The sequence below is a fragment of the Erwinia typographi genome (genome assembly GCF_000773975.1).
GTDB lineage: Bacteria > Pseudomonadota > Gammaproteobacteria > Enterobacterales > Enterobacteriaceae > Erwinia > Erwinia typographi.
Genome location: NZ_JRUQ01000029.1, coordinates 136,131 through 154,234, shown reverse-complemented (window position 1 = coordinate 154,234; position 18,104 = coordinate 136,131). Strand labels below are relative to the sequence as shown.

20 protein-coding genes, 3 tRNA genes and 2 pseudogenes are annotated in these 18,104 nt (G+C 50.9%); 7 read left to right on the top strand and 18 right to left on the bottom strand.

All coding sequences use genetic code 11. The annotated features are described in order from the left end of the window. The 6 genes from NG99_RS10530 to NG99_RS10505 all read right to left on the bottom strand — a co-directional run. A partial coding sequence (locus tag NG99_RS10530) for a beta-ketoacyl synthase chain length factor (protein WP_034891954.1) occupies positions 1–697 on the bottom strand: 697 nt, incomplete at its 3' end. Positions 698–908: 211 nt separating this feature from the next. Next, a complete protein-coding gene (locus tag NG99_RS10525; RefSeq protein WP_034891952.1) occupies positions 909–1,295 on the bottom strand; it encodes a hypothetical protein in 387 nt (128 codons plus the stop codon). Between the two features lie 173 nt (positions 1,296–1,468). Then, positions 1,469–2,848 (bottom strand): efflux transporter outer membrane subunit, encoded by a 1,380-nt coding sequence (locus NG99_RS10520; RefSeq protein WP_034891949.1) that lies wholly within the window; start codon positions 2,846–2,848, stop codon positions 1,469–1,471. Beyond that, entirely contained in the window at positions 2,848–3,942 is a 1,095-nt protein-coding gene (locus NG99_RS10515; RefSeq protein ID WP_034891946.1) for an HlyD family secretion protein, read from the bottom strand. Before NG99_RS10515 ends, NG99_RS10520 begins: the two co-directional genes overlap by 1 nt. Further along, positions 3,942–5,639 carry an MFS transporter gene (locus NG99_RS10510; protein ID WP_034891944.1) on the bottom strand — a complete coding sequence of 566 codons (1,698 nt, stop codon included), beginning with the start codon at positions 5,637–5,639 and terminating at the stop codon, positions 3,942–3,944. Before NG99_RS10510 ends, NG99_RS10515 begins: the two co-directional genes overlap by 1 nt. A gap of 1 nt (position 5,640) precedes the next feature. Next, the gene (locus NG99_RS10505) at positions 5,641–6,072 is read right to left on the bottom strand and encodes a MarR family winged helix-turn-helix transcriptional regulator (protein ID WP_034891941.1); all 432 of its coding nucleotides are present in this window, start codon (positions 6,070–6,072) and stop codon (positions 5,641–5,643) included. 215 nt (positions 6,073–6,287) lie between these two features. On the opposite strand from NG99_RS10505, the gene NG99_RS10500 reads away from it, so the two are divergent. Further along, the gene (locus NG99_RS10500; protein ID WP_034891939.1) at positions 6,288–7,127 is read left to right on the top strand and encodes an AraC family transcriptional regulator; all 840 of its coding nucleotides are present in this window, start codon (positions 6,288–6,290) and stop codon (positions 7,125–7,127) included. 54 nt (positions 7,128–7,181) lie between these two features. Then, the gene (locus NG99_RS10495; RefSeq protein ID WP_034891937.1) at positions 7,182–7,589 is read left to right on the top strand and encodes a DUF2000 domain-containing protein; all 408 of its coding nucleotides are present in this window, start codon (positions 7,182–7,184) and stop codon (positions 7,587–7,589) included. 186 nt (positions 7,590–7,775) lie between these two features. On the opposite strand, the gene NG99_RS10490 is transcribed toward NG99_RS10495, so the two are convergent. Further along, the gene (locus NG99_RS10490; protein WP_034891934.1) at positions 7,776–8,666 is read right to left on the bottom strand and encodes a LysR family transcriptional regulator; all 891 of its coding nucleotides are present in this window, start codon (positions 8,664–8,666) and stop codon (positions 7,776–7,778) included. Positions 8,667–8,772: 106 nt separating this feature from the next. Between NG99_RS10490 and NG99_RS10485 the strand changes: the two genes are divergently transcribed. Further along, complete coding sequence (locus NG99_RS10485) at positions 8,773–9,402, top strand: NADPH-dependent F420 reductase (protein WP_034891931.1); 630 nt, start codon at positions 8,773–8,775, stop codon at positions 9,400–9,402. A gap of 162 nt (positions 9,403–9,564) precedes the next feature. On the opposite strand, the gene NG99_RS10480 is transcribed toward NG99_RS10485, so the two are convergent. Further along, entirely contained in the window at positions 9,565–9,759 is a 195-nt protein-coding gene (locus NG99_RS10480; RefSeq protein WP_034891929.1) for a hypothetical protein, read from the bottom strand. 196 nt (positions 9,760–9,955) lie between these two features. Between NG99_RS10480 and NG99_RS10475 the strand changes: the two genes are divergently transcribed. Next, positions 9,956–10,171 carry a YgdI/YgdR family lipoprotein gene (locus NG99_RS10475; RefSeq protein ID WP_034891926.1) on the top strand — a complete coding sequence of 72 codons (216 nt, stop codon included), beginning with the start codon at positions 9,956–9,958 and terminating at the stop codon, positions 10,169–10,171. 349 nt (positions 10,172–10,520) lie between these two features. Here the strand turns inward: NG99_RS10475 and NG99_RS10470 are convergent, their stop codons facing one another. Genes NG99_RS10470 through NG99_RS10460 form a run of 3 tightly spaced genes read right to left on the bottom strand, consistent with a single transcriptional unit; the run spans position 10,521 to position 13,027 of the window. Further along, positions 10,521–10,826: a hypothetical protein gene (locus tag NG99_RS10470; protein ID WP_052130644.1), complete on the bottom strand. Its 306-nt coding sequence runs from the start codon at positions 10,824–10,826 to the stop codon at positions 10,521–10,523. 10 nt (positions 10,827–10,836) lie between these two features. Further along, the gene (locus NG99_RS27560) at positions 10,837–12,813 is read right to left on the bottom strand and encodes a hypothetical protein (protein ID WP_052130643.1); all 1,977 of its coding nucleotides are present in this window, start codon (positions 12,811–12,813) and stop codon (positions 10,837–10,839) included. Then, positions 12,797–13,027: a hypothetical protein gene (locus tag NG99_RS10460; protein ID WP_034891925.1), complete on the bottom strand. Its 231-nt coding sequence runs from the start codon at positions 13,025–13,027 to the stop codon at positions 12,797–12,799. Before NG99_RS10460 ends, NG99_RS27560 begins: the two co-directional genes overlap by 17 nt. 450 nt (positions 13,028–13,477) lie before the next feature. On the opposite strand from NG99_RS10460, the gene NG99_RS10455 reads away from it, so the two are divergent. Then, positions 13,478–14,569 (top strand): acyltransferase family protein, encoded by a 1,092-nt coding sequence (locus NG99_RS10455; RefSeq protein WP_034891924.1) that lies wholly within the window; start codon positions 13,478–13,480, stop codon positions 14,567–14,569. Positions 14,570–14,769: 200 nt separating this feature from the next. Here the strand turns inward: NG99_RS10455 and NG99_RS27555 are convergent. After that, positions 14,770–14,856: pseudogene (locus NG99_RS27555) on the bottom strand (transposase); the annotation flags it as partial. Between the two features lie 257 nt (positions 14,857–15,113). Between NG99_RS27555 and NG99_RS29200 the strand changes: the two are divergent. Next, positions 15,114–15,344 (top strand): hypothetical protein, encoded by a 231-nt coding sequence (locus tag NG99_RS29200; protein ID WP_157032601.1) that lies wholly within the window; start codon positions 15,114–15,116, stop codon positions 15,342–15,344. A gap of 77 nt (positions 15,345–15,421) precedes the next feature. On the opposite strand, the gene yjbE is transcribed toward NG99_RS29200, so the two are convergent. Then, positions 15,422–15,661, bottom strand: coding sequence for an exopolysaccharide production protein YjbE (gene yjbE / locus NG99_RS28190; protein WP_408606400.1), 240 nt, complete (start codon positions 15,659–15,661; stop codon positions 15,422–15,424). A gap of 676 nt (positions 15,662–16,337) precedes the next feature. Next, positions 16,338–16,742, bottom strand: a complete 405-nt coding sequence (locus NG99_RS10445; RefSeq protein ID WP_072017574.1) for a hypothetical protein — start codon at positions 16,740–16,742, stop codon at positions 16,338–16,340. Positions 16,743–16,746: 4 nt separating this feature from the next. Between NG99_RS10445 and NG99_RS29910 the strand changes: the two are divergent. Next, positions 16,747–16,919 (top strand): annotated as a pseudogene (locus tag NG99_RS29910) (integrase); the annotation flags it as partial. Between the two features lie 124 nt (positions 16,920–17,043). On the opposite strand, the gene NG99_RS10440 reads toward NG99_RS29910, so the two are convergent. From NG99_RS10440 to pgsA, 4 genes are all read right to left on the bottom strand, one after another. Then, positions 17,044–17,129: transfer RNA gene (locus tag NG99_RS10440), tRNA-Leu, on the bottom strand. A gap of 12 nt (positions 17,130–17,141) precedes the next feature. Further along, positions 17,142–17,215 (bottom strand) — tRNA-Cys (locus tag NG99_RS10435). A gap of 41 nt (positions 17,216–17,256) precedes the next feature. Further along, positions 17,257–17,332 (bottom strand) — tRNA-Gly (locus NG99_RS10430). Between the two features lie 154 nt (positions 17,333–17,486). Next, a complete protein-coding gene (pgsA, locus tag NG99_RS10425) occupies positions 17,487–18,035 on the bottom strand; it encodes a CDP-diacylglycerol--glycerol-3-phosphate 3-phosphatidyltransferase (protein WP_034891923.1) in 549 nt (182 codons plus the stop codon). Positions 18,036–18,104: the final 69 nt, after the last annotated feature.

Here is an 18,104-nt window from a genome sequence, read left to right as displayed (position 1 = left end):
GCCGGTCCCCCTTCAGGGTAAAGGCCGTAGTTCGGGCCAGGTAAGCGTGTAAAAACAGCAGGCTTTGCGGCAGCTCCCCGCTCTCGACATTCTCTGCCGGGCTGGAGGTGCAGCGACAGCCGTCGCCCGCCGCTAAAAGTAACGCCACCGCGTACGGGCTGTGCAGCGCGCCGGCTGGAAGATGAGGATGATAAAAGTCCGGGATGGCGCCATCAAAATCCACCAGCAAAACCTGCTGATAGCCCGCCGCGTGCAGCGTAGCAACCTCAACCAGCCCCTGCTGGAAGGAGTCGACGCCCGCTGCCAGCGAGCTGCTGACCAATGGCGCGGCGGCGGCAATCGTCAGGCTTCCGACGGCGGCATTGTGTACCGACATGGCAAAATCAGTGGGGGACAGATCTTCCTCATGAGCCAGAGCAGTGAGGATACGCAGATTCCGTTCCAGCTCGCCGTGGCGGCTGGTAAACACCACGGCATCGACCCGCTCGCGCTTCAGCAGCGCCAGCCCGCACTCTACGGCAGCACGACTTCCGCCCGTCAGTCGCCGGGCCGTCATCATCGGCAGAAAGCGCGGCCTGGCTAACGGCTGCGTGGCATCAATGCAGGGAGTCCGGGCCGCCCATTGCAGCCAGTCGGCCGGCTCATTCAGCCCTGGCGCGCTGGCCTGCCAGGCGAGGAGTGTAAAAGCTAGTTTCATACGTCAGATCTTCTTAAAGCGCCCTGGCAGCATGACGGCAGGACATAGAGCTACAGCATAGCGTCAGCGCTGTCGCAATGGCACTCAGAATTACCCGCAATTGAGGGGATCCCTGCTTAGCCGTGGGGCAATGATAAATGGAGTTGTCGGCAGACAACTCCTTATCTTTAGCGCTGCGGAGGCATTTTACGCGGTAACGGGCGCTGACGGCTTAATTAGCCGGCTGAGAAGCAAGACGCAGTTTTATATCCTGGTCGAGGTTATTCACCCAGCGATTATAATTACGGTGAATCTGGCCATTCTCAGCCAGTAAGTTGCTGCTGCTGACGTAATTAATGCTGTAGCGGCTTGCGGAATACGTAACGCGGATGTCGACAGTATGACCACGCTGTGACAGATGTCCGGCGATAACGCCCGGAGCTTCAGCCTTCATCACCCACTGGCGGGAGAGACCGGCCTGGATAATAGCGCTTTTCATCTGCTCGTCGCTGTAATGCGAGGAGACGGTTTCATTGATATTGTGCACCGGTTCGGTACGGGCGCAGCCAGCCAGCGCAAAGATCACCGTCAGCGCAGAAATGACACGAGTCTTATTCATTATTATCCCTAAAAAATAATACAACCTGACAACCGCATGCTGTTTAAAAGCGAACAAGGAGAAAAGCAGTTCACAACGGAATGTGGCGTTTCATTACTCTAATGGCGCGCATAATAGCACTCGTTGCTAAAGAATGTGAACTGCAAAAATTTAGCGCCGCGGTCGGCGTCAGGTTATTTTATCTCCCAGCCGCCGCCTAACGCCCGGTAAAGGTCGATTTGCGCCAGCAGCAGGTTATTTTTCACCTGAACTACATTGAGCTGGGTAGTAAAGAGCGTGCGCTGCGCATCAAGTTCATCAAGGTAGGAGGCATAGCCATTCTGGTAGCGGTTGCGGGCAATGCGCAGGGCTTCGCCGACCACCTGCTCCTGCTTCTGCAGCTCCGTCAGCTGCTGCTGGTAACGGTCTATCGCGTCCAGATCGTTATTCACTTCGCTGAACGCGGTACGCACAACTTTCTCATAACCGTAGAGCGCCTGATTACGTGAAGCCATTGAGACGTCGACCTGCGCGGTCAGCGCCTCCCTGTTCAGCAGCGGGGCCAGCACGCTGCCGCCGATGCTCCACAAGCGGAAAGGATTATCCACCAGCTGATGCAGCACCGAGCTTTGCAGGGTGCCGGTGGCGGTGAGGTTCAACGAAGGCAACAGCCTGGCGCGGGAGGAAGCCAGCGAGCTGTCGGCGGCCAGCAGCAACCGTTCAGCCTGTACGATATCCGGGCGACGCCGTAACAGGTCGGACGGCAGCACGGAGGGCAGCGTTTGTGGCGCAACGTGCTCAAACTGGCTCTGGCGCGCAATTTCACGCGGATTCATTCCCACCAGAATGCTCAGGGCGTTCTCCTGCTGAGCAATCTGATGCTGTAATACCGGGATCTGCGCCTTAGCGGTCTGGTACTCGGATTCTGACTGCACCCACTCCAGCTTTGAGGTATAGCCGGTTTCATACTGTCGCTGGGCCAGTTTTAATGAATTCTCCCGCGAGGCGAGCGTAGCCTGGGTGACCCGCAGCTGTTCATCCAGCGAGACCAGCGTCATATACCCGGACGCTACCGAGCTGGCAACCGTCAGCTCCGCAGCGGTAGCGGCGGCCTGCTGGGCGGCGAGCGTTGCTTTAGCCGCATCAATGCTGCTACCCCGCGCGCCCCATAGATCCACATCGTAATTGGCCTGAAGCAGCCCCTGGAAGACCGCGTATTCGTATGGTTGCCCGGTTACCGAAGAGAGCGCACGGGCATGAGACGCCGCTACGCCCGCGTCCAGCGTAGGGTAGTTATCGCCCTGCGCCGCACGAAGCTCGGCACGATATTGATCGACCCGCGACCGCGCCGTCAGAATGTCCAGGTTGTTACGCAGCCCCATCTCGACCAGCCGGTTCAGATCGGCATCACCAAAAGCGCGCCACCAGTCAGCCTCTACCGGCGCGGCTGGCCCCACCTGATTTCGCCACTGCTGAGGAATGGGCAGCGAGCCTGGGGCTTGTTCCACTTCCGTTGCGCAGCCAGCGAGGGTAGCGGTCAGAATGGCCGCCAGCAGCGAGGTTGACCAGCGCATTATTTCGCCTCCCGGTCTTTTGCCGCATCCGTGGTATCTATATTGACTTCCACTGACATCCCAGGCCGCAGGCGAAGCGCATTTTCGCCGGTGATTTTGATCCTTACCGGAATACGCTGGGCAATCTTCACAAAGTTGCCGGTGGCGTTATCCGGCGAGATGGCGCTGAATTCAGAACCGGCGGCCGGGGAGATGTACTCCACCTCTCCCTTGAAACGCTCCCCGTCCAGTGCGTCGACGGTAAAGGTCACCGGCAGACCTGGTCTGATGCGTGCCATCTGCGTCTCTTTCATATTCGCCACTACCCAGAGCTGCTGCGGCACTAGCGAAGTCAGCCGGGTTCCCGCCGTCACGTAAGCGCCCTGCCGGACGGAGATTTGCCCTAGCTGGCCGTCGCGCGGAGCAATTATTTTTGTGTTGTCCAGATCGATCTGAGCCAGCTCAAGCGCCGCCGCCGCGCTGGCCACGTCCGCTTCCAGCGAGGCGCGGTTGACGATCACCGTTTGCAAGTCCTGGCGCGACACGTCCAGCGTGGCCTTCGCCTGCTGCACATCCGCTACCGTCTGGCTGTTGCTGGCGCGTGAAGCGTCGCGCTCGCGGATTGACAGCGAGCCGTCGGAGACCAGGTTCTCAACGCGCTTCAGATCCAGCCCGCTTTTCACCGCCTGCGCCCTGGCGTTATCCAGCGCCGCCTGATTGCGCTCGATCACCGCCTCAGCGCTGCGGCGCTGCTGAATATTGTTCGCCAGCGCGGCCTTTTTCATTGCCAGCTGCGCCTGGGCCTGATGCACCCGCTGTTTATAGATGCGATCATCGATAGTCATCAGCAGGTCACCCTTGTGAACCGGCTGATAGTCCAGCACGTTCACCGCCGTCAGATAGCCGTTAACCTGCGGGCTGATAAAGGTCACCTGGCCGCGTACGTAGGCGTTTTCCGTTGACTGGATCTGGCTGGTGAATGGCGGCAGTTGCCAGGCGTAGAGGATCACCAGCACCCCGACCAGCGCGATGCCGGACCCGAAGGCGATCGACAGAATACGCAGTTTGTTAGTTCTTTCGCGTTCAGTGCGTTGACTCTCGTCCTGCTGACTCATTATTGCCCCGTGCTCATTGAAGTAGTGGTCATCTGCATTGCTCGTCGTTCTGCTTCCGCTTCGCGTTTTGCCTGCTGCCAGTTGAGGTAGCGCAGGCGCGCAAGCCGCCACAGCACCCAGATCAGCGTGATAAAGGCCATGCCGGCGGTCAGCAGATAAGTATCGTTATAAGCCAGTACGTTGGCCTGTAGCGTAGCAACGGATTGCAGCTGAACTGTCCCTTCCGCGCTGCGTAACAGACTGTCGTCGATCAGGCCGTTAAACAGGCTGGTATACTGAGAAAGTCTTTCCGTCACGTTAGGATTGAGGTACGACAGCTGATCGGCCAACAGACTGGAGTGATATTTTTCACGCCAGGTCTGAAACGTTCCTAACAGCGCCGCCCCTATCAGCCCGCCAATGTTCTGACTCATGCCGAACAGCACCACCAGGCTCACCAGATTTTTGGGCTGCGTCACTACGCTGCCAATATTGATCAGCAAAGCCGGAGCAATAAAGAACGTGCTGCTAAAACCCAGTAAAAACTGGCTGAAGTACATGTTGTCAGCGCGGGTCAGCGGGCTGGATTGGGAATCCATCAGCGAGGCGACCATAATAAGCACCAGCGACATCACGATTGGCCAGCTCAGGTGCTTCAGATTAATTGTCAGCGCGCTGACGACGATGCCGGAAATGACCCCGGCGAGGATCGCCATCGCCAGATGCTGCATCTGATCGTTGAGCAAGCCAACCTGCTGAAGATAGCCAATCGCGCCGGTGTTCTGCTCCGCAAGCGTGACTCGCAGCATGATCATCACAATCCCCAGGCGGAAGATGGCGCCCGTACGCAGCCAGCGGGTGTTGATTAGCGGGTTGCTGCGGTTATGCTCCAGCACCACCGCCGCAATCACCAGCACTAAACCCAGCGCGAGGCAGATGCCGAGCCACGGCGTGCTGGTCCACCATTCAATGCGCCCCAGCGACAGCACGCCGCAGAACAGCGCCATCCCTGGCGCCATCAAAAAGAAGGTCAGAAAGTCTTTTTTTTCGAAAACCTTGATGCGGTCGCCCGGCGGCAGCTTCAGTATCAGCACCGCGCCCAGGCAAATCATCGCCAGCCCCAGTTCAAACAGGTACAGGCCGCGCCATTCGTCAAGCTGCAACAGCTCGCTGGAAAACAGCCTCGCCAGCGGGATCGCCAGCTGCGAAGCACCCAGCCCGATGGTCAGCGCCTTCAGACGGTGTTTCGCCGGCCACGCCTGAATCTGGTAGTAGATGCCCAGCGAGCTGAGCGCCGCGCCCACCATGCCGTGCGCCGTGCGAACCACGATGGCGGAGCTGAGATCGTTGACGAACAGGTGGAAGAACGACACCAGCGCATAGAGCACCAGAAAAGCTTCGGTAAAGGCGCGCAGGCCAAACTGCTGGCGGAACTTGACCAGCAGCAGGTTGATAGAGATGTTCCCCATCACGTAAACCGCTGGCAGCCAGGCGATTTCATTGTTGTAGGCGCCGAATACGCCCTGCAAATTGCTGAGGTTCGCCGTCACCAACGCGTTACTTAACGCGCCGGTGATGGAGATCAGCAGACCAATCAGGCCGAAAGCAATGCGCTTATGACCTGGATGGAGCGGCGTAGAGGGTGACCCGGGAAGCATCGGCTTTTCGCCTGGCGCCCACTCGCGCGGGGCAAAGGGATCTGGACGATTTGCCCGCATGTTATTTCGCCTCGGTGGCAGCCAGAAGTTGCTGAAGCACGCGTTGGGTAATAGCCAGCTCATCACTGTTGATATCCGCCAGCAGCTCGCTACGCAGGCTATCGGCCTCAATTTTTAACTTCTGATAAAGCACCTGCCCCTGTGGCGTTACGTGCAGCAGTCGTTTGCGGCGATCTTCTTCCGGCTGGAAGCGCTCAACCAGCTGCTGCTTAACCAGCCGGTCAATCAGTGGCACCACGCTGGCATCTTCTAAACCCAGCGCCTGGGCCAGCTCTTTCTGGCTGATTGGCGAGGGCTGAATAGCAATGGTGGCTACCGCCATCCAACTGCTCATGCTCAGCCCGTTGTCCTTCATCCGGCGATCGATTGCCTGACGCCAGGCGTGTGCCGTCAGGTGAAGCAGGCGGGAAAAGTTGAGTTCCTGAGCATTCAAAATATAGAGACCTGATGATTAGAGATCTAACTAATAGAGTAAGGTAATTATAATCAAGGATCTTAGCCGCCAGGAAGAGGAAGGCGTAACTAATAAGTAAAAAAAGAGATAAATAGTTACGCTTTCGGGACGAATATCTTCTCGCAAGAAGTCTTGCGGAGCGGACACAGGGGAAGATAACCTGATGCACTGACAAGAATCTGCGGGGGGTATGAATGATCGCGAAGCCTGGATGGGTGCAACTCTCCAGAGATAATGAAATGCCGGTGGAGGCTATCCGCGCGCATTTTACCGGCCATGCCTACGATCCGCACTGGCACGATACTTATCTTGTCGGCGTTACCGAGCAGGGTGTGCAGCAGTTTCACTCACGGCGGAAGAAACACCAGAGCCGTCCTGGTACGGTCTTTTTGCTTGAGCCAGGCGAACTGCATGACGGGGATGCGATCGATGACAGCGGATTTACCTACCGCATGTTGTATATCGACGCCGATTTTATGCGCCAGCAGTTGGGGGCCGTTTTTAGCCAGGTGCCGGACAGCTTCGAACTGAATTTCGCCCGAACGCTCTCCGGCGATCGTCGCCTGGCGCACGCCACCTTTCACGCTTTCCAGTGCCTGCAGGATCGGGAACTGAAAATCGTTAAGGAAGCCGCCATGCAGCAGTTATTTTCCGCCCTGACTCAGCATCAGCACTGGCGAAAATCGCTTGCTATCCCTCAGCAGGAAAAGGCGCTGGCGCTGAAGGCCAGATCGTACCTGCACGATCGTCTTGATGAGAATATAGGCCTGAGCGATGTCGCACAGGCGCTTGGCGTCGATCGCTTTCGCCTGTCGCGCGAGTTCCAGGCACAGTTTGGCCTGCCGCCCCATGCATGGCTGATCCAGCTTCGCCTGACCCATGCGCGTCGGCTGCTGGCCGGGGGCGTCACACCGGCCGACGTTGCCGCCCAGCTGGGCTTTGCCGATCAAAGCCATCTTGGCCGCTGGTTCCGCCGCGCCTATCAGCTTACGCCAGCTTACTATCAGCAGCGCTGCACAAATCTTCCAGACTGATTTTCGCTTCTCCCCTACCCTGCTCTTTTTCATCTGCATAGAGAGAAGAGCTAAATGAACGATCTGCGCTGCGCTATTATTCTGAACTCAGAGCTGCCCATCGGTAAGGCCGCCAACGCGGCAGCCGTGATCTCGCTAACCCTTGGGCAACGCTGCCCCGAATTTGTCGGACCGGAGCTGATTGATGCGGACGGTCAGTCTCACCCAGGACTCATTTCCGTTGGTATTCCCGTGCTGGCCGCCAGTAATCAACAGATCGGTTCGCTGCTCAGCCAGTGCCATGCGTCTGGTTTCGACAGCGTTTTATTTCCCGTCGAGGGGCAAATGACCGTCGACTATGCCGCTTTCCTCGAAGCCGTACGGCAGATTTCAACCGCCGATCTCCATCATGCAGGATTGGGGATCGTTGGCGAGAAAAAAGCGCTGCGCAAGCTGACGAGTAAATTAAAGCTGTTTGGTTAAGATAAGCAGGCTTCAGGCATTCAGACCTGATGCTGAACCGCGGGTGTGGCAGAGGATTTCAGGCACCAAATCGCCCTTGTGAATTCTGCGGCAAAAGGTGTACTCCCGATAAGGACGGGCAGATTTGTCGATGAATGCAGGGGCACGCCACGCAGGCGGTTTGGTAGATGGCCGATATTCGATGCATCATGGGGGAAATGTTTTTCTGAGCGCGTCAATAAAACATCTGATTTTAACCGTCTGTTTTTTTGCCGGTGGGACAAGCACATGCAAAGGTCGGGATGGGCCATCATAGTCAGGCAGGACTCTGACAAGGTTCCCCCTGCTGATTTCATTTCTGAGCACGCTTTCAGGGCCAAGAGTGATGCCGTACCCCTCAATAGCCGCATGCATAAGTGCATTCCAGTCATTCGATCTGTATCGTCCCTCCGGCCTGATCTCTTCTGTCCTGTCCTCCTTTTGAAAAACCCAGCGACATGGGGTGAATGAAGACCAGAATCCATACACCAGACAGGAATGACGGGAAAGATCTGCTGGTACCAATGGCATCCCCTGCCGGGCAATATACGACGGTGAAGCGCAGGCAATCAGCCGGTAAGGCGACAATTGCCAGGCTACCATGGTACTGTCGGCTAACTCGCCCAGACGAATAATGACTTCATAGTCTTCTTCCATAGGATTTACGATTCGATCGCTTAAGGTCAGATCAACCTGAACATCCGGGTAGCGCTGAAGATAACGAGTGATAAATGGGGAAAGCACATGGGACCCAAAAGTCACCGGTGCATTAACCCTGATCACGCCAGCAGGGGTAGCTTTCATTTCCATCGCTACCGCATCGGCTTCTTCCACCTCGGAAAGTACAATCCGACAGCGGTCATAATAATTACGGCCTATTTCCGTCAGCTGCTGACGCCGTGTCGTACGGTTAATTAATGTTGTCCCGAGATGGGTTTCAAGCGTCGCGACATGCCTGGCAACCATCTGTGGCGACATCCCCATTAAGTCAGCCACGGCGGCAAAAGACCCGGTTTCAGCCGCCTTAACAAAAACTTTCATGCTGGTTAGCCTGTCCATATTCACTCACTGAGGTTGTTTATAAAACAAAAATAATACTATTTATCTCCATATGATAGTGAATCATAGTGGTCGTTCATTGTTCAGTGACTAACCGGGGTTTAAAATGAAGATCGGAATAATCGGGGCAGGCTTTGTTGGCAGGGCTGTTGCGAAGCTTGCGATTAAAGCAGGGCACAGCGTTATGCTGAGTAATTCTCGCGGCCCACAGACACTTTTCAGCCTGCGTGCCATGATTGGATGCGAAACGGGGACCTCCTCTGAAGCGGCCAGATTTGGCGATGTTGTCATTATTGCGGTGCCATTGCTGGCCATTAAGGAACTGCCGATCGGAGAACTTACAGGAAAGTTGATCATTGATAGCGTCAATTATTATCCCGATCGTGATGGGAAAGTGGATGTTCTGGAAAAAGGCCAGATAACAACCAGTGAACTTCTGGCCAGTTACTTACCTGATACTAAAATTATCAAGGCATTTAATGCGATACCGATGACAGAGCTTGAAAGCGACGGACTTCCGGCTGGCTCTTCAGCCAGGCGAGCTTTACCGCTTGCTGGTGATGATGAAGAAGGAAAAAAAGTTGTCGAAGAATTTTACGAATCATTCGGTTTTGACGCAGTTGACGCCGGTTTACTTTCCGAAGGATGGCGTTTTGAGAGAGGTATGCCTTCATACTGTGTTCGGATGACCAAAATTGAGCTGAAGGCTGTTCTTAAAGAAGCCAAAAGAATTTAAGAAATTTGCAAGCCGCCCCGGAAAACGTGCAAAACCGGGGCAATTTTTGGAGTAGCCATTCCACATACCCGCCTGAACTTACGAGCTCGTCAGTCAGAGCAGATTTATTCGCCAGATATCGCCCTTCACAAAGCCATCTGACGGGAGTTTTCACCCTCAGCACTAACGCTCTGCACGCTTCATCATCCTTTCAGAAGGCGTTTGCGTTTTTACCGAGAGCGGGGCCACAAACTCTTTCCACTCTTTGGTATTAGCCTGGGCAGCCGATGACTTATCGTTGGCAACCGCAGGCGCACTCTCTGAAGCACATCCACCCAGGGTAATCACGCCTATCGCGACGACCAGTAACTTACGCATATCTATGTCCTTATAAGTAAAAATCCGCTACATGATAGCAAACCTGAGGATCTTAACCAGCCCGACTGCGCCAGCAAAACTAAACCTCGTCGTAACAAAATGTTCAAATAGCGGGCTGCTGGTAGTCCCTGTATATAATAAGTTGTAGCATTACGGCGCGAGATGGTTCGCGTCTATTAATTAAAAGGGAAATATAATGAAAAAATATTCATTGCTGGCCGTATTTGCTGCCGCAGCTTTACTTGCTGGCTGTTCCAGCGATTACGTCATTCAGACCAAAAGTGGTGACATGATTGTGACTAAAGGAAAGCCTGAAACCGACAAATCCACCGGCCTGGTGACCTATAAAGATGCAGGTGGTTCCACGCATGAAATTAACCGGGATCAGATCACCCATATGATCGAGAAATAAGGTCCAGCGTTAAAAAGGTCCACTGCAGTGGGCCTTAATGAGTGATGCGAACTCAACGTTTACATTTCATTTAAAGAGTTAATCGCATGTAGAGACCCGACGTCAGCACAGCCATTTCCGCGACGATCGCTCAGTGCAAGAAATCACTTTCCCGCTCCCTGCATAAAAACGCTGAAGGAGAACCTACCAGCCCAGCGCCATCATATTGATACCGGTTAATACATAACCAGCTGCAACAGTTCCAGAAACTGGCCCGACATTTCCCCCTCCCTTATTGCTTAGGGTTCTTTTAACAATCCAGATAAGGGAATGTTCATGTTGGAACCGCCCGGCGAACCGGGCAGAATGCTCAACTGGAGGCTTCGGTCGACGTGCTTGATGCCGGCGCGTCCTGGGTCTCAAAGTATTTCTGAAGCGCTGGTTCAGCCTGTTCAAGTGGATTTCCTGCCCCCGAATATTTGAAAATAAACCGGAATGGTTCACTGTAAGCGACGCCATTAACTTCACGAACAAATACGCCTGTTGCCGTTGTCCCATTAAAATTATCGACGCTTCTTATTGTGTAAGAAACATCAATATCCAGCGTGTCATTGCTAACAGCCACGCCATCGTTATAGATGGTCTGCTCAATTTTCTCTTTACGCGAAATGCTCATTTATTCCCCCTTACGCCGCAGAAGTTAAATAAGTTGATGGTGCTGACGATGGACGCCAGTTAGTACCATCAGAAAACACCATTTGTGCCGGATAACTATTGCCATCAGCGCACTTGAATGCGGTACAAAATACCTGTGAGTAAGCGTTTGATGATGCCGCGGGGAGTGTACTGTAGGTATATTTCTGGAACTTTGTCGCGTTACCATTCTGATAAGGAATATACGCAGTCGTGCCATTCATCACCATCAAAAAGTTCTCTAACCCTCCGAAAGCAGCATGTGAACCGCGTATACGCACCTGGCTATTTTCACCATCGAAAACAAATCCGGCTGTGGTTGTGCCCACCGAACTTACTGATGGCGCATCCGTAATGTTACTGATTGAAGTTATATCTTCGACTGTCGCCATGTCCCACGTAAAATTAACAGGCGCGCCCGTTTCGGTGCGGGTTGGACCGGTTGACTCAATGAAAATCCCCACCACTGAATAAGCCGGAACCTGAACATAAATATTGGTGTCTGTGTTATACGGTTGAGTATATTTAACGTCTGACAGGGGGCCGCCGTAGGGGCATTCCCACGACACTGTCGCTGAGGTGTTTCCACGGTTCTGGATACTCACGACGCCTTCTGAGGATATCGGTGACGTGCTTGAGCCGGAACTGTATCCAGTACGACCGAGAAATCTCATCACCACATGGTTCGCCAGCGACGGCAGATAAACATGACCAACAGAAACCCATATTGCGCTTGCCGTCAGGTTGCTGATTTTCTTATAACTGGCCAGCCACTGCTGCCTGACCGCCGCATTTGCAGTAATAGTGTGGGAATTAAAATCCAGGGTGCCTCGTTCATAAGCAGATAAGGTGCGAGTCTCATACTCGCCCGTCTGGTAATTGACGGTCATATTAGTTGTCGTGTCAATACCAGCATTATTAGGGTTACTGAACAAGGTATTAATAATTTTTGAATAAATCGCGTACAGCGGATTTGTGCAGGTTTCCATAGACAGCGACTGAATATTCCACTGCCCAAGAGTAATATTTCCCGGGTAAGTAGTATGTTCAATCCAGCCGTTGTGAATAAGACTCTGCCCACAATTCGGCATAAACAAAGCCCCCGCCTGATCGGATTCACCAAGATGATTCTGAATGTTAAAGTTACTTAATTCAACAGCGGTACTGTGATTCCATGACCCCGTGCTCGTACCGGAAGCGAGAATACGAAAAATATTGTCATAAGTGTGCGACGTATAAAACTGGTCGAATTTGCAGTCCAGCGTATCCTGAAGCTGAAACCCGCGACCAACATATGTCAGGTAAATATTATTTATCCTGACATATTGACCCGCCGTGACGGTATTTTTGAAAAAATGACGCAATAATGAATCAGAATCATACTGTCCATAAATCCACAGATTTGTGATTTCCGTATTGCGAGCCTGTACTGTAAAGGCAATGCTTCCTGCAGCTCCAATAAGCGTTAGTTTTGTTGCTGAATTATATCCAAATGATGGGCTGAATTTACCCGAAATTCGAACATGCGATCTGTAGGTGCCGCTCCAGTCCAGGGTGGAGGTGGAAAAATTGCCGGGTGGAAACTGCACGCCAATATTGACAATTGGCGCAGCAACACCGCCTGACCAGGCAAACATTCTGTCAATAGCCGCGGCGCTATCACTGGTGCCTGGAACTGCCCCGAAATGCGTGACATCGTAATCGTGTGGATCGCCAACTCGTTTCCAATACCAGGATGAGCTGACCACACAGGTAACGCCATTGTCTTCCGTACCGGCTCCACTCACTGCCTGAAACTGACCGCCGCCATATCCAGTGCCCACCGTATACTCTCTCAGAAAAATCCGCTGACCGGCAGAGTCTGGTGTAATTCCACTCAGTGTCGCGTAATCAGGGCACTGGTCATTCAGTCCATCATACGAACCTGCAGTAGCACTTGCAGCGTTTAACGCATCACTGGCCTGATTCATCGGAAGCCTCCAGAACACTTAAAAAAACTCGATGAATTAGTTCGCTAACGTGGGTATTGACCTGATCCTGCAAAGCAGCGAGTTGCGTCACCAGGCGGTTAACAGTGGTGCCAGCGGTCTGATTAACACACTGGTCAACAGAAAGAGAGTTATCTTTTAAATACAGCATATTACGGAAAAAATCAGGGTTAACTGAGTTATCGTATGCGCTCATATTTTTTTCCTGTCAGGGATTAGGTTTATCCGGCTAATTGATATCAGGTGCTGCCAATCTACAATCCTGTGCTACTGATGTTTCAATACTGTTAAGTAACATACGACATTTCTTCCGGGCTGTCCGCAGTGTTTCTCATCATCAGCCGCCATATCCATATCAACAAAGCCCTACAAAGTTGCAATTTCTCGTCCAAAGGATGCCGTTAACCAGGTAAAAGCTGACTTTAGCAACGCTTAAGGATATTCCTAAACACTCCAACAAAAAAACCATTATTCTCAGTAAAACAAAACAATAAACCATTTAAAACTAAAATTAAGAATTTAACTCCAATAAGTGCGTTAAATGACACTATCCAGGGGTTGGCCCTGCTCCACTGACATTGAAAGAAATCGTAAATATATTGTATGTTTATTTTAACAATTGAAACCTGTTATGTGGGAATGCGTCATGAAGCACATTAAAGAATTAGATGGGTTACGTGGGTTGATGGCAGTATGGGTTGTGTTTGGTCATGTATTTGCCACACTCCCCACCATTAAACACATCCCCCCTAATCTGATAAATACGACCGCAGTAGATGTTTTTATCATTCTCAGTGGTTTTGTTATCTTTTTCATGATAGACAACAGGAAACAAGATTATTTACCCTATATAACTCAACGTTTCTTTAGAATATTCCCTATATACCTGGTAGCGTTGATAATTTCATTAATCATGATAGGTTTTAGCCGCGATGTCATACAGGCATTACCGACCTCAGCATCAACAAATATGAGATTAACACTCATCTCAGATTACTTTAGTCATCCTCAGGCAGCGGTTCTGTCACATTTACCTCTTCTTCAGGGAATTATTCCGCCATCGATACTTTCTCATTCATCATATCTTATCCTTGGCCAGGCATGGAGCGTTTCAGTAGAATGGCAATTCTATCTCATTGCGCCAATCCTGTTTTATATTATTACCAACATAGATAAGAAAGCACATGCTTTACTAACCATATTTTTAATAGTATCCCTTCTGTTTGTTTCCAGAGGAATGGATAAGGGATTCTACGGTGGAAATATCACTAGCTTTTCAATTGGTTACCTGTCATTTTTCTTTTACAAGCATGTTTACCCTAAAGTTAAACTTATCCATATCAAGTATGTCTTCTCAATATTCGCCCTGTCTTCTGTTGTCGTTTTAAAACAGGATTCCTTAGCATGTCTTATATGGGTAACCTCATTTTACTACATTCTTAAATTCCAGTCCGGACATGAAAATGGGGTCATTAACAAAGTATTAAGCAACTCGAAACTGATATTTCTTGGAAAAATATCTTACTCTGTATATATGCTGCATATGATTGTACTTTATGTGGTATTTTATTTTATCGGACACTATAGCGGCATTCATAGTTACACTTATGTATTGGCACCATTAGTGGTGGTAAGCCTGACTATTATTATTTCAATATTCACCTATTCATTCATAGAGAAACCAATGATGAAAATGGGGAAAAGTTTATTCAAACCGCAGGCTGCCGCTTTAGAATAACATTCGATATAAGCAGTCCTGAATAAGAAAAGATGTCGTAATCAACCCGTCGGGTGGCGGGTTGATCAATATGATCGTTGAATTCCGCTGCATCTCAGACAAATCGTCTTATTACATCGTTATTTTCGCCTGCTGACGTGCTCAATCTATTATCTTCTTTAGCCTTCCGGGTTTCTGCAGCGGATTCAGTCTGCACCTGTCGCCACGCTTGCAACGGAATGGCCACGACCAACAACCTGTTTGACCGCTTCAATTTTAAACTCGTCGGAATAGCGCTTACCGCTCATGGGCACCTCTTTTTTAAGCCATTTTAAATGACTCTGAGATGTCTAACAAATCCGTAGCGATTCACCATACCTTCCTGGCTACACTTACACACTTAAGTCAAACATCTTAGTATTACCCTTTATCAAAAGCTTTACCCGCCGGTCGCGGGCTTTTTTTTGCCTATCTCAAGGCAATTGGAACCTTATCCCAAATTACCCCACGCAATATGAGTACCTCGTAAAGCCTCACCCCAACGAATTGAACACATGGAGATACTATGAAAACAACAATTGCATCACTCGGAATCATCCTCACTCTGTCCGCAGGCGCTGCATTCGCCTCGTCACCTACAGCTTTAGATCCAATTCAAAATGCATCCAAATCCACTCAATATAACGATGGAGAACAAGGTATGGGGTCTGGCGGACAAGGTATGGGGTCAGATACATGCCCGATGGCTGACTTTCCTTACTGCGGAGTAAATCCTCAGATTCCAAGCTCCACCTAATTCAGTCTTCCCCATACATAGTGCTTGTATTTGTGCATTTAATATGGCCCGAACAACACAAGCGGGCCATTAATCTGTTACCGCGATGTTGAGGTTGTTGTCGTGGTGGTGGTTCCGGTACTTGAACCGTCACTACCGCCAGCTGACGCGATGAAAATACCTGTAAGCGCTGCTATAACGCCAACACCGATAGCATCTGATGACCCCTCAGCCATTGTCGACGCCTCGGCTCCAGCAGGTTCACCGGGGGCTGGAGCTGCAATTGCTCCAGATGCCAGTGAAGACAACATTAATAACATAGCAATTTTTGCTTTCACTCATATCTCCTTATGGTTACAAAGGTAAGACACACATCATTACACGCACAAAAAACACACAAATATTACCATAAGCCAAATTTCTATCATTAATTATTTTAACCAGTATCTACGTGAACCATCCCCTGCCATCGCATCGAGCTCACTCATAGCTCAATCATGTTTGGCGGGAATGAACCGGTAGCACGCCATCAATAAAGAAAAAATGGTGTTTCGGTAACTTATCAACACTATTGCCCCTGACTGCCAACCTCCATACTTAAAGATCCTCTTCAAATATTAAGCATGACGGCCCTTTTCTGACGTTGTTTAGTCTTCCCCACCTCTTAAAAGCTGTGGTTGCTGATCGCGGGCTTTTTTGTGCCTGCGATTCCCATGTTGGTCTATCTTTCTGTCCCCCTTCCTCCTAAAAATTTGATGCAAAATCCATGCATTCACCCATCAGGAAAACGCCCCCATTCATATCAGGCATAGCCTATTAACAAAATGACAGGCATTACTTAACACATAAATATCAACAGCGAACAGGCAGGACCCCCACGAAGTCGCCGCAGGTGGCATATGAATGACCGGATGATTCGCAAAAAAAGCGCCCCGTTGGACGCTTCGCTCTTTAGCAATCTGGATATCCCGAAGATTTATGAAATCCAACGATCTGGTTCATAGTCGGATTTATTTACCAAAAAAAAGCCTTGCAGCCATGACATATACCCTTATGAAAATTCATTTCCAAATTAAGATCATAAACAACCTCACCTACCGGCTGAAGTATAGATATTTCGCGTTTGGAAAAGCAGCGTAGGCAAAGGTGCACAGTTGTCTCAGATTCATTCACTATCTGCTTCTTCGAATAAACAAAAGTACCAGAATCAAGTTGGTTAAGAACATAACCTTCAGACTCGGATTTAAAGTTTTCGAACTCTGCAATTGTTGTTTTGAGATGCACTGCTTCTTCGTCACGAAGGCGGATCACATCACCAAGCGTGAAAGACTCGGTCTGAAGAGTGATTAGTTTGCTCTGAAGCTCAATAGTTGCAGCCTTTACTTCTGCATCAGTTTTCGCGTCATTAGAGGCTAACACCTAATTCCCGGAGTTGGATTTTAACTTCACTTTTCACGACCTGAAAGCCAAAGGCATATCTGATCCGAGTGGCAATCTGTACGAAAACCAGGCGATTTCAGGGCATAAAATGCACAGAAAACCGCACGCTATGACAGGAAAATCACTGTTGTTCCCGTCGTTGGAGGACAAAAATAATGATGGATATTCTGAAGGAATATTCTGAAGCCGAGTCAAAGTCACAAAAAAACCGCCCTTAGGCGGTTAACGACATTACTACTTATTGCTTTGATTTTATTCGGTTTTAAATCGGTATTCAGGATGGTGCCCGGGGCGGGACTTGAACCCGCACAGCCATAAGCCGAGGGATTTTAAATCCCTTGTGTCTACCGATTTCACCACCCGGGCATGGGTGTAAAGTGGAGGCGCGTCCCGGAGTCGAACCGAGGTTCACGGATTTGCAATCCGCTGCATGGCCACTCTGCCAACGCGCCTTAAACTTGTTACATCACCAGGCTAGCTGATGATTAAAATTTGGAGCGGGAAACGAGACTCGAACTCGCGACCCCGACCTTGGCAAGGTCGTGCTCTACCAACTGAGCTATTCCCGCATTCAGCCTCTGCCAGGCGCAGAACTTGCTGATTTACTTTGTCTTCTGGCAGACTACCTGCCTTTCGATGCGTTGCATTCTACTGACATGGAAAAATGAGTCAACACAATTATCCTCACATTCCTTCCGTTTGCTGCTTTTTAAATCGCATCGATCACTGTTCAAACAAATCGCCGCGTGCGGCATTAAGATACTGGAACATGGACCAGAAAGTCAGTACGGCGGCGATGTACAGTGCGACGATACCTACCGCTACCACGCTATTGTCCGGGCGCCACAGCAGAGCGAAGAGCGACAGCATCTGCGCCGTGGTTTTCACTTTGCCAATCCAGGAGACCGCCACGCTGCTGCGCTTGCCGATTTCCGCCATCCACTCGCGCAGGGCGGAAATAATGATTTCACGGGCAATCATGGTCGCAGCAGGTAAAGTGATCCACCATGAGTGGAAGTACTCTGCCACCAGCACCAGCGCCATAGCCACCATGACTTTGTCCGCTACCGGGTCCAGAAACGCGCCAAAACGGGTAGTTTGTTTCCAGCGGCGCGCCAGATAACCGTCGAACCAGTCGGTGATCGCCGCAAAAATAAAGATCAGCGCGCAGGCAAGGGGGGCCCATTGAAATGGCAGGTAGAATGCCAGAACAAAGAACGGGATCAAAACGACACGAAACAGGGTAAGCAACGTCGGTATGTTAAAATGCATAGATACGCTAACTGTTTGGGCAGAGTAGAATTTGTCCCTATGTTCCTACATTGCAGCAGGGGTTGCAAT

What these genes read in the sequence shown, in the direction of transcription:
- NG99_RS10525 (WP_034891952.1), bottom strand. Translation starts at nt 1,295, where the DNA reads ATGAATAAGACTCGTGTCATTTCTGCGCTGACGGTGATCTTTGCGCTG.
- NG99_RS10520 (WP_034891949.1), bottom strand. Translation starts at nt 2,848, where the DNA reads ATGCGCTGGTCAACCTCGCTGCTGGCGGCCATTCTGACCGCTACCCTC.
- NG99_RS10515 (WP_034891946.1), bottom strand. Translation starts at nt 3,942, where the DNA reads ATGAGTCAGCAGGACGAGAGTCAACGCACTGAACGCGAAAGAACTAAC.
- NG99_RS10510 (WP_034891944.1), bottom strand. Translation starts at nt 5,639, where the DNA reads ATGCGGGCAAATCGTCCAGATCCCTTTGCCCCGCGCGAGTGGGCGCCA.
- NG99_RS10500 (WP_034891939.1), top strand. Translation starts at nt 6,288, where the DNA reads ATGATCGCGAAGCCTGGATGGGTGCAACTCTCCAGAGATAATGAAATG.
- NG99_RS10495 (WP_034891937.1), top strand. Translation starts at nt 7,182, where the DNA reads ATGAACGATCTGCGCTGCGCTATTATTCTGAACTCAGAGCTGCCCATC.
- NG99_RS10490 (WP_034891934.1), bottom strand. Translation starts at nt 8,666, where the DNA reads ATGGACAGGCTAACCAGCATGAAAGTTTTTGTTAAGGCGGCTGAAACC.
- NG99_RS10485 (WP_034891931.1), top strand. Translation starts at nt 8,773, where the DNA reads ATGAAGATCGGAATAATCGGGGCAGGCTTTGTTGGCAGGGCTGTTGCG.
- NG99_RS10480 (WP_034891929.1), bottom strand. Translation starts at nt 9,759, where the DNA reads ATGCGTAAGTTACTGGTCGTCGCGATAGGCGTGATTACCCTGGGTGGA.
- NG99_RS10475 (WP_034891926.1), top strand. Translation starts at nt 9,956, where the DNA reads ATGAAAAAATATTCATTGCTGGCCGTATTTGCTGCCGCAGCTTTACTT.
- NG99_RS10470 (WP_052130644.1), bottom strand. Translation starts at nt 10,826, where the DNA reads ATGAGCATTTCGCGTAAAGAGAAAATTGAGCAGACCATCTATAACGAT.
- NG99_RS27560 (WP_052130643.1), bottom strand. Translation starts at nt 12,813, where the DNA reads ATGAATCAGGCCAGTGATGCGTTAAACGCTGCAAGTGCTACTGCAGGT.
- NG99_RS10460 (WP_034891925.1), bottom strand. Translation starts at nt 13,027, where the DNA reads ATGAGCGCATACGATAACTCAGTTAACCCTGATTTTTTCCGTAATATG.
- NG99_RS10455 (WP_034891924.1), top strand. Translation starts at nt 13,478, where the DNA reads ATGAAGCACATTAAAGAATTAGATGGGTTACGTGGGTTGATGGCAGTA.
- NG99_RS29200 (WP_157032601.1), top strand. Translation starts at nt 15,114, where the DNA reads ATGAAAACAACAATTGCATCACTCGGAATCATCCTCACTCTGTCCGCA.
- pgsA (WP_034891923.1), bottom strand. Translation starts at nt 18,035, where the DNA reads ATGCATTTTAACATACCGACGTTGCTTACCCTGTTTCGTGTCGTTTTG.